The sequence below is a fragment of the Pedobacter polaris genome (assembly GCF_005116505.1).
GTDB lineage: Bacteria > Bacteroidota > Bacteroidia > Sphingobacteriales > Sphingobacteriaceae > Pedobacter > Pedobacter polaris.
In genome coordinates, this window is record NZ_SWBR01000012.1 from 1 (window position 1) to 1,778 (window position 1,778).

Annotated in this window: 1 protein-coding gene and 1 pseudogene; both read left to right on the forward strand. The window is 33.9% G+C overall.

The features are described from left to right. Positions 1–146: 146 nt before the first annotated feature. A pseudogene (locus tag FA048_RS19620) lies at positions 147–445 on the forward strand (RHS repeat-associated core domain-containing protein); the annotation flags it as partial. A gap of 490 nt (positions 446–935) precedes the next feature. Further along, positions 936–1,454 carry a hypothetical protein gene (locus FA048_RS19625; protein ID WP_136844362.1) on the forward strand — a complete coding sequence of 173 codons (519 nt, stop codon included), beginning with the start codon at positions 936–938 and terminating at the stop codon, positions 1,452–1,454. Positions 1,455–1,778: the final 324 nt, after the last annotated feature.

Sequence of the window (1,778 nt, forward strand, 5' to 3'; positions counted from 1 at the left end):
AAAAGCATTGAAATTATTATTTCATTAAAAGGAAATGTGCGATATAGTTTCGATATTTATAACGGTGTGGTTAGGAAGCTGCAGGAGGATAATTATTCACGTTTGGTTGTTGTTTTCAATGGCGTGAATGAGCTCGCAAGCTCGGTTACTATGCCTTTGGACTGAGACATAGCGCAACGGCAGGTACGAACAACTATCTGTACAATGGCAAGGAACTTCAGGATGAGCTTGGGCAGTACGATTATTCATTAGTTATATATTGTTTTAAAGGTATTCATGAGCTCGGCTATGCCTCGGTTACGGGGCAAGGTTCTATGATCCGGTAATCGGGAGGTGGAACAGTGTGGATCCGTTGGCGGAAAAGATGAGGAGGTATAGCCCATATAACTACGTGTTCAATAATCCGATAAGGTTTATTGATCCTGATGGGATGTGGCCAATTGATCCATTTGCAGCATTCAAGCTTGGCTGGGGTATTATGTCTAATAAAATGCAGAAAATTATGAGGCATGCAGGCAATACTGCACTGAAAATGGAAAAACCTCGAAAAACTACAAATGGAAAAGATGTTGTTTCATTAGAGCTTGGTGGGGAAATTGGTAAGAATAAAGCAAATGTAAAAGCAACGATTAAAGTTGCTGCAAATTCAGATAAAGGAATGACAATTGGAGGAGAAGCATCAACAGAAATTCCTAAACTTGGAAATGCAGGCATTTCTGTAACTGCATATAAAGATTTTAATGGAGAAACTAAATTTGAAAAAGATAAGAATGTAAATTTGTTCCCCAATACGACAAAAGAGGAGGTCAGCTTAGACTTTGGTGCAGCCACATTAAATGCAAATCCTAAGGAGGCTAAGAATAGTTTTTTAGATGCCTTGGATGGAGCAAAGAAGTACCTTAATGCAGAACTTGAGAAAATTATAAATGTGATTAATGGAAAAATTAAAAAGGAATAGATTAGAAAAGGGGATATTAGTGGTTTTTAGTGCATATATGCTCTTATCTGGAATTATTAGTATAGGCTATTTGATTGCTGTATTAACAGAAAAACTGATCAACGATGTTATAGGATGGATTTCGATAACAACTTGTATACTGATAGCTTTAATAACAATCGTTAATAATTTCTATATTTTAAGGTTAAAATTCAAAACTAATAGGATTCATTATGGAATTAATATTTTTTTATGCCTAATTCAGACGTTTTATTTAGTATTTGATGGTTTTCAATATAAGTATAACCAAGGGATTGAAATTGTTATTTATTTTAAGATAATTAATGATCCCCATGAGTTTTTATTAGGACATGTTTTTCGCAATTTTAATTTTGGCTTTACTATGAAATTTTATGAGTCAGCCTATTCTTTGGTTGGATTAAATCTTATATCGTTATGCCTGTTTTTATTTTTTCTATTAAAATATAAGCAGCACAACGTATTGGAAAAAGTATAATATACTAGCTTGTATGATTTAAATCGAAAAAGTGGTGATTTTATTATCATTGAGTAGTGCTTACTTTGATTAGTGGAAAGCTGATTGGCTAAAGTTACTTCCTATTTATGCAAGCTTCTTGTATTTAATCAAGTTAAAATTAGTTCGGCATATTGTAAAAGATATGCTGAACTTTTTGGTTTGAAAAGCTTGAAATTATCATTTCATTAAAGGAAATGTGAGATATAGTTTCGATATTTATAACGGAGCTGTTAGGAAGCTGCAGGAGGACAACTACTATGCCTTTGGACTGAGGCATAGCGCAACGGCGGGTACGAACAACTA

Bases quoted from the DNA above. Each gene is read 5' to 3' on its own strand.
- FA048_RS19625 (WP_136844362.1), top strand. From the start codon at position 936: ATGGAAAAATTAAAAAGGAATAGATTAGAAAAGGGGATATTAGTGGTT.